The sequence below is a fragment of the Bacillus cereus group sp. Bc031 genome (genome assembly GCF_027716265.1).
Taxonomy (GTDB): Bacteria; Bacillota; Bacilli; order Bacillales; family Bacillaceae_G; genus Bacillus_A; species Bacillus_A paranthracis.
Genome location: NZ_JAQFUL010000144.1, coordinates 1 through 6,721, shown reverse-complemented (window position 1 = coordinate 6,721; position 6,721 = coordinate 1). Strand labels below are relative to the sequence as shown.

Here is a 6,721-nt window from a genome sequence, read left to right as displayed (position 1 = left end):
AAGAAACCTACGATTGACAAATATAAGGTGGTTTTATACGATTTTATATTGTTTTTTATGGTTTAGAGGGAGCTGGAGAATTATCTGCATTTTTGGTTGCTCTTGATAGAGAAGAAATAGCATTAGATTCTCAACTTTCAGCCTTAGAAGAGGCATCAAAAAAATATGGTGTAGAAATATATGCAGTAGCTAAAATCTCTGATGTAATGAATTATATGGAAAAAGAGTACGGGAAAACTTATATCCATCTATCTGCAATCCAAGAATATTTAAAATTATATGGATCAGAAAGCTTAGGAGTTTATTGAAATATAATATCTATTAAAAGGTGAGTAAACAGAGAATAAATTTTTTGGCCACTGATAAATGTAAAATATGAAATCCCAGTCTATAAGTTGATAGGAAAGCCAAAAAATACTGAAGGAAAGTATGTAGAGGGAACAACAGAAGTAATTTATGAATATGAAAAAGTAGAAGAGCTGAATGTCCCAATGGATCCGAAAGGTTCAAATAATCCAAAGGAATCATTAAAAGGTGAATTTTTGAAAAAAAGCTTATGTTACAAAACACAGGCGAGAAAGAGGAATCATTATTCTGGGCGATTTTATGTATCATGTCAGGATTATTATTGATTTCTAATAGAGCTAAAAAGAATTTCTCACATCTGCAAGTTGGAAATGGTACTTTAGAACTGCTTCTATAATACGACAAAATAGTTTATTCAGTAAGAACAAAGGATATGAATTCAATAGTAAGTTGAATTCATATCCTTTTTATTTTATAGTGATTTGTTATATTTAAAGGAATACGAACAAACAGAAATTATAACTGTACAAAGTTGTCTGTTATAGAAAGAATTGAAGAAACGTTTCTAAAAGCTTTAAAATGTATTTTATAAAGCAGCAAGATGTTAATTTAGGAATTTTTTGTCTTGCTGAAGAGGATAACATGGTAGAAATGGCTATGATATAATAAAATTCAAGTATACTAAGGGGGATTAATGAGATGCTTTTTCAAAGCATGATAACAGCTATTATAGAAAAATTACAAGAGACGGTGAATCCCTATTGGATAATTGTATTTGGATCAACGGCTGAGAACAGAGAACGAGAAGATAGTGATATTGATATAGCTTATTTAAGTGACACAACTTTAGGGAACTATGAACGTTTTTTATTAGCACAGGAGTTAGCTAACATTGTTCATAGAGATGTTGATTTAGTTGATTTATCCGAAGCTTCTACAGTTTTTCAAGCTCAGATTATACATACAGGAAAGACAATATTTTGTTCGGATGAAAAACGTAAGGTCATCTTTGAAATGAAAACCTTAAAAATGTATTCAAAATTGAACGAAGAAAGACAGATAGTATTTGATGATATAAAGAAAAGAGGTTCTATATATGAAGAATGAGGTTATTTTAAATAAAATTTCTACAATAGAGCGTTGTATAAAAAGAATCCAAGATGTATATGGAAATGACCCTGAAAATTTAGAGGATTTTACAAAACAAGATTCAATAATATTGAACATACAAAGAGCTTGTGAAGCGAGTATTGATTTAGCAATGCATATTGTTGCAGGGAAAAAATTAGGACTACCCCAATCTAGTAGAGAGGCTTTTGATTTATTGGTTACAGCAGGATTACTTAGCGCTGATCTAGCAAATAAGTTAAAAGCAATGGTTGGATTTCGTAATATTGCTGTTCATGATTATCAAAGTGTAAATTTAGATATTGTTCGTCAAATTATTGAAAAACATTTAACTGATTTTAAACTATTTACGAAAGAAGTAATGGGGATATTGGAATTTTAGGCAAAAGAACAGAATAATAGGACTGAAAAAGAAAGTAATTCTATGATTCCCAAACCAGCTATTGAAACAATTACTTAATTTCGTAAGAAGAAACGCGGTCATAAGATGAATTTGTTTATGTTGTAGCGAGGCTTTGCATGAGATGTGTGTAGTTAATAGTAGGAACAATATCCACATACAATTTTATCAACAAATAAGTAAATATTTTCAAAACTAATTTTTATACATATAATGTATATTAAAAACAAAAAAGTTTCCTTATGGAAACTTTTTTGTTTTTGGTAAATTTATGGCGGTAAATTAATATGCAGTTTTTGAAAAAAATGATGAATCATGTCAAATCATCTTCATTTACACGAACATGAACGTAGTATAAAAATGAAGCATATCCAAAATAATTAAAGGGGGCTGAAAAAATGATTAAAAAACTTATTATTGGTTCTATTGCTTTAGGCACAACAATAGGAGTGAGCAAACCTACATTTGCTGCTACAATACATTCTCCATCACAGTTTAAAGAAATTCAAAATGTTCATGTGCAATCCCTACACTCTCCATGGCAGTATTTAGGGCAAACTTCAAGGGAACTTCAAATTAAAAGTAAGGATCCAAAAGTACTAGCTTTTGAACTAGCAAAAGAAGCGCCATTTTACGAAGAAGAATTAGTAGACATATGTTCGGTAATTTTAGATGCAAATGTAGACGTTATATATTGGACAAGTAAGGAATGGGTTAGATTTGAAGAAGGAAATTATGAATTTAAACATGAAATTAAAATTTTTAGAGATAAAGAACGTCAGCAATTAATTACTGCACTAGAATCTTAGAACTTTTACAAAAAAGAAGCTATTTTTAGTATGCTATTCTACCCTCATAGTAGATAGGAAAAAGAAAACACATTAACCTATTTATTGTCGAAAATAAATTGCGATTATAATAGCAATTGTATTCCCAAAAGCAATGTGTCAAATGGATTTTAACATACCTGTAACGGTATTGTTATCAATAAAGTATGCACAGAATTACAAATGGTTGTTTAGAATATTAGAAAAAGTTTAACTGATAAAACCCATTGATCTCAGTATGTCTACATGAGATCAACGGGTTTTTATTATTATGTATTCGAAGATATGGAAAGTATTTTGTGTGTCTATAAAGTTTGGTTTTGAATTTTACGGATGTCTGTATATTACATAAACATTTACAGATATTTTTGTTATAATTATTTATGAGGTGTATGAAATGAAACACAAAACATTTGGATATGTACGAGTTTCCAGTAAAGATCAAAATGAGGAACGACAAATTCGAAATATGAAAGATTTAGGAATAGAAGATCAAGATATTTTTATCGATAAACAATCTGGTAGAAATATGCAACGCGAAAATTATCAAATGTTAAAACGTCTTGCTCGTACAGGTGATACCATTGTATTTGATTCTTTAACTAGACTAGGAAGAAGCATGAATGATGTCCTCCAGGAATTCAGATACTATGAAAAGCATGAGATTAATTTACAATTTATAAAAGAACCATTTATTAATGTAAATTACACAGGTAAGAGTACAAATGATGTTATTCAAAGTGCTATTCAGAAAGCAACGCTTACCATTTTATCTGCTTTTGCAGAAAAAGAACGGCATGATATTAAACAGCGACAAGCGGAGGGTATTGCTCTAGCTAAAAGGCAAGGTAAACGGTTAGGACGTCCTCCGGTAGAAATTACAGCCGAATTTATTGAAGCCTATAAAGAATGGAAGTCTGGTGGCATTACAGCAGTAGGAGTCATGAAGAAATATGGTATCAAACGTTCTTCGTTTTACAAACTTGCTAAGCAGTATGAAGAAACAAAACATAAAAATCTACTGAATGATTAATTATAATTTAGGAGGTTATTATATGAAACATACAGCAAAAGTAAAAATTGGTGATTGCGTTCAATTTTCTTATCGTAAGAATCCTTCCTTGCAATTAACTGGATATGTGGTAAGAGTTTTAACAAATACCATTGTTGTAGAGGTTTCAGATATGATGGAAGAGGAGTTAATTGATGCTAGACAGGTAGTAAAGCATGGGCGTTATCATAAGATAGCCCGTAAACAAGTAAAAAGTAAAGTTTCATGAAAAATGCTCTTAAAGAAATCTAGAAGCAACTTTTCAAATGTCATAGACTGTCTTGAATACATTTATGTATTGGCATTTTTGTTCGTATTTTGTATACTAAACGTGAGTTTTCCTTACAGTAGGCAATCTTTCAATTTCTATGAAAGCCAACTAATCTGTTAATTATGTATGGTAGCAAATAAGCTCTTATGTCCACAGATATAAGAGCTTATTTGCATATGTATCACTCTTTTATGTACAATGAAAGAAAAACATCATATGAGATGGGGAGAGGAAAACCCATGTCCAACAAACAATTAGTGAATTTACGCATTGATTTTGCTTTTAAACAATTATTTGGCACAAGTGGAAATGAAGATATTCTCATTGCTTTTTTAAATGCGATGTTACAAGAATCTTTAGAATCATCCATTGTTTCGTTACAACTAGAAGATCCACACTTGCACCGAGAACATGAAGAGGATAAATTATCGATTTTAGATATTTCCGCTACATTAGATACAGGAACAAAGGTAAATGTAGAAATACAGCTGAATAACAATCATGACATGATTAAGAGAAGTTTGTATTACTGGGGAAGGCTATATACATCCCAACTACAAAAGGGAATGCCATATAGTTCTCTTCACAAAACCATTACGATTAATTTATTAAACTTTGTGATGTTTCCAGAATATGAAGCATTTCATACAACAGGAATCTTATGGAATCAGCAACAACAAAAGAAGTTAAGTGATGATATTGAAGTTCATATTGTGGAGATTCCAAAACTCATGCAACAGTGGCGGAATGAACAAGTTAATCCCTGGGAAGATTCTTTTGTTCGTTGGTTGTTATTACTTCCAGCGAATGAGGATGAACAATTAACTCAAACATTGGAGGATATTGCGATGAACCAAGACCCTATTTTACAAAAAGCGATGAATAAATGGGAACGTATGAGTCAAGATTCTTCTTTCCGACAAGCGTATGAAGCAAGGGAGAAAGCGTTGATGGATGAAGCCGCAAAGTTTGCTTATGCAGAACAAAAAGGGATTGAAAAAGGGAAAATGCAACTTATTCGTGGTATGCATAAAAACGGAATGCCAATAGAAGATATTGCAAAGTTTACAAATTTACGTATAGAAGAAATACGAAATATTTTACAAGCCTAAATAATTAAAAGTAACAACTACAAATACTGTAGGTATTATTTTTTAGTGACCGCCACCAGGAAGTATAGTTAATGTTTGAAATGATTTGAACTACTCCTACTTTCACTTCGTTTTACAAAAAAGAAGGACCAAGGTTGGAAATAGATAAATCATAATAAAAAACTACAGGTCTGTAATTGATTAAGAACCTGTAGTTTTTTTATGTTTATCCTATTTTATTTTCCATTTTTTTGCGTTTCAATAATAAATTTTGAAACTAATTCTGATAATGCTTCTACTTTTTCTTTTATGTTGTTAGATTGATTTGATACTTCCTCAATTGATGCCGCTTGTGATTGGATTGACTGTACAGTTTGAGTGGTTTCTTTAGCTATTTGTGTTGCAGTTTCAGAAACACTTGATATAGAAGCATTAACTTCTTCTGTACCAGCAGACATTTCTTCTGTTGCTGCAGATACCTCTTGAATTTGGCTAGTGATTTTATTAATAGCCACCATAATAGATGATAATGCTTGATCTGCTTGATAAGCAGCTTCTTTTCCTTCTGTAGCCTTTTGTTGACCTTTTTGCATGACATTCACCGTATCTTTTGTATCTGTTTGAATCAATTGTATTAAATGATTAATTTCATTTGCGGATTCTTTCGACTTCTCTGCTAAATTCCTTACTTCGGCTGCAACTACTGCAAACCCTTTTCCATTTTCTCCAGCACGCGCAGCTTCAATAGCAGCGTTTAATGCGAGAAGATTGGTTTGTTCGGCAATGTTAGTGATAGGTTCTTCCAGTTAATTTTTCATTAGAGAAGATTTGAATAATTGTACCTACTTTTATTGTATTTCCCACAAATTTCTCCTCCGCACTTAAATATGATACTTACTATTTTGTTGATTATTATAATCATTTGATTTTTTGTCCTAATAGCACCTCTATAAGGGTATTTATTCTTTTATCTTGCACACTATAATAAGTTTCGTATCCCTTTCTATTGCTAGCTAGTATTTTTTGTGATTTCATTATGGCTAGATGTTGAGATGTGGTAGACTGTGGCCTTTCTAAAAAGTCTGCTATTTGATTTACATTGCATGGACCTCTTTTAGTAAGTTCTATTATTATTTTGATTCTTATTGAATGTGATATTGCCTTTAAAAGGTTAGCGTATTCTTTGTAAATAGACATTTAAATTTTTCTCCCTAACGTGTATTTCTATTGCTGTTTAAATAAAAAAATATAAAACTATATATAATGATTAATAACTTTATAAAAATATATTATAGAATGTTAACATTTTTATAAGTGAAATTGTGCTTGCCCTTTATCAAGTAGAGGATGAAAAAGCGTTGGTATTGTAAAGTAAGAGCGAATTTTAATAATTACTTCAAGGTATTTACTGATTCCTTTTCTATAAATAAAGAGAGGTCTTAAACCTTAAAGAACTTTTAATTTAACACCTATAAAATATGGTTATAAAACAAAATCCAACTATAAGGATAATGGATATTGTAATAAATTGATTGTAGTATCTTTGCAATTATTGTATTTATTTGAGGGGATGATATTATCCCCTTTAGGTAGACAGTGTGAAAAAGACCATGTATACACATGGATGTTACACTATTACGTGGAGGG

General features: G+C 30.8%; 8 protein-coding genes and 1 pseudogene. 7 read left to right on the top strand and 2 right to left on the bottom strand.

The window, feature by feature from the left end; translation table 11 throughout:
• Positions 1-92 precede the first annotated feature (92 nt).
• The 7 genes from PDQ33_RS27785 (at position 93) to PDQ33_RS27755 (ending at position 5,095) form a co-directional block, all read left to right on the top strand.
• A complete protein-coding gene (locus PDQ33_RS27785) occupies positions 93-308 on the top strand; it encodes a hypothetical protein (protein ID WP_076856005.1) in 216 nt (71 codons plus the stop codon).
• A 697-nt stretch (positions 309-1,005) separates the two neighbouring features.
• Positions 1,006-1,413: a type VII toxin-antitoxin system MntA family adenylyltransferase antitoxin gene (gene mntA / locus PDQ33_RS27780; protein ID WP_076856006.1), complete on the top strand. Its 408-nt coding sequence runs from the start codon at positions 1,006-1,008 to the stop codon at positions 1,411-1,413.
• Positions 1,403-1,816, top strand: a complete 414-nt coding sequence (gene hepT, locus PDQ33_RS27775; RefSeq protein WP_000787540.1) for a type VII toxin-antitoxin system HepT family RNase toxin — start codon at positions 1,403-1,405, stop codon at positions 1,814-1,816. Before mntA ends, hepT begins: the two co-directional genes overlap by 11 nt.
• A 416-nt stretch (positions 1,817-2,232) precedes the next feature.
• Entirely contained in the window at positions 2,233-2,643 is a 411-nt protein-coding gene (locus PDQ33_RS27770; RefSeq protein WP_000592181.1) for a hypothetical protein, read from the top strand.
• A 415-nt stretch (positions 2,644-3,058) separates the two neighbouring features.
• Positions 3,059-3,694, top strand: coding sequence for a recombinase family protein (locus PDQ33_RS27765; protein WP_000681161.1), 636 nt, complete (start codon positions 3,059-3,061; stop codon positions 3,692-3,694).
• Positions 3,695-3,716: 22 nt separating this feature from the next.
• The gene (locus tag PDQ33_RS27760) at positions 3,717-3,941 is read left to right on the top strand and encodes a DUF2187 family protein (protein WP_000683046.1); all 225 of its coding nucleotides are present in this window, start codon (positions 3,717-3,719) and stop codon (positions 3,939-3,941) included.
• 281 nt (positions 3,942-4,222) lie between these two features.
• Positions 4,223-5,095, top strand: coding sequence for an Rpn family recombination-promoting nuclease/putative transposase (locus PDQ33_RS27755; protein WP_080500601.1), 873 nt, complete (start codon positions 4,223-4,225; stop codon positions 5,093-5,095).
• A gap of 215 nt (positions 5,096-5,310) precedes the next feature.
• On the opposite strand, the pseudogene PDQ33_RS27750 reads toward PDQ33_RS27755, so the two are convergent.
• Together PDQ33_RS27750 and PDQ33_RS27745 are read right to left on the bottom strand one after the other, a co-directional pair.
• Positions 5,311-5,868 (bottom strand): annotated as a pseudogene (locus tag PDQ33_RS27750) (methyl-accepting chemotaxis protein); the annotation flags it as partial.
• Positions 5,869-5,992: 124 nt separating this feature from the next.
• On the bottom strand, positions 5,993-6,271 hold the full coding sequence (locus PDQ33_RS27745; RefSeq protein WP_000029764.1) for an ArsR/SmtB family transcription factor: 279 nt from the start codon (positions 6,269-6,271) through the stop codon (positions 5,993-5,995).
• Between the last annotated feature and the right edge of the window lie 450 nt (positions 6,272-6,721).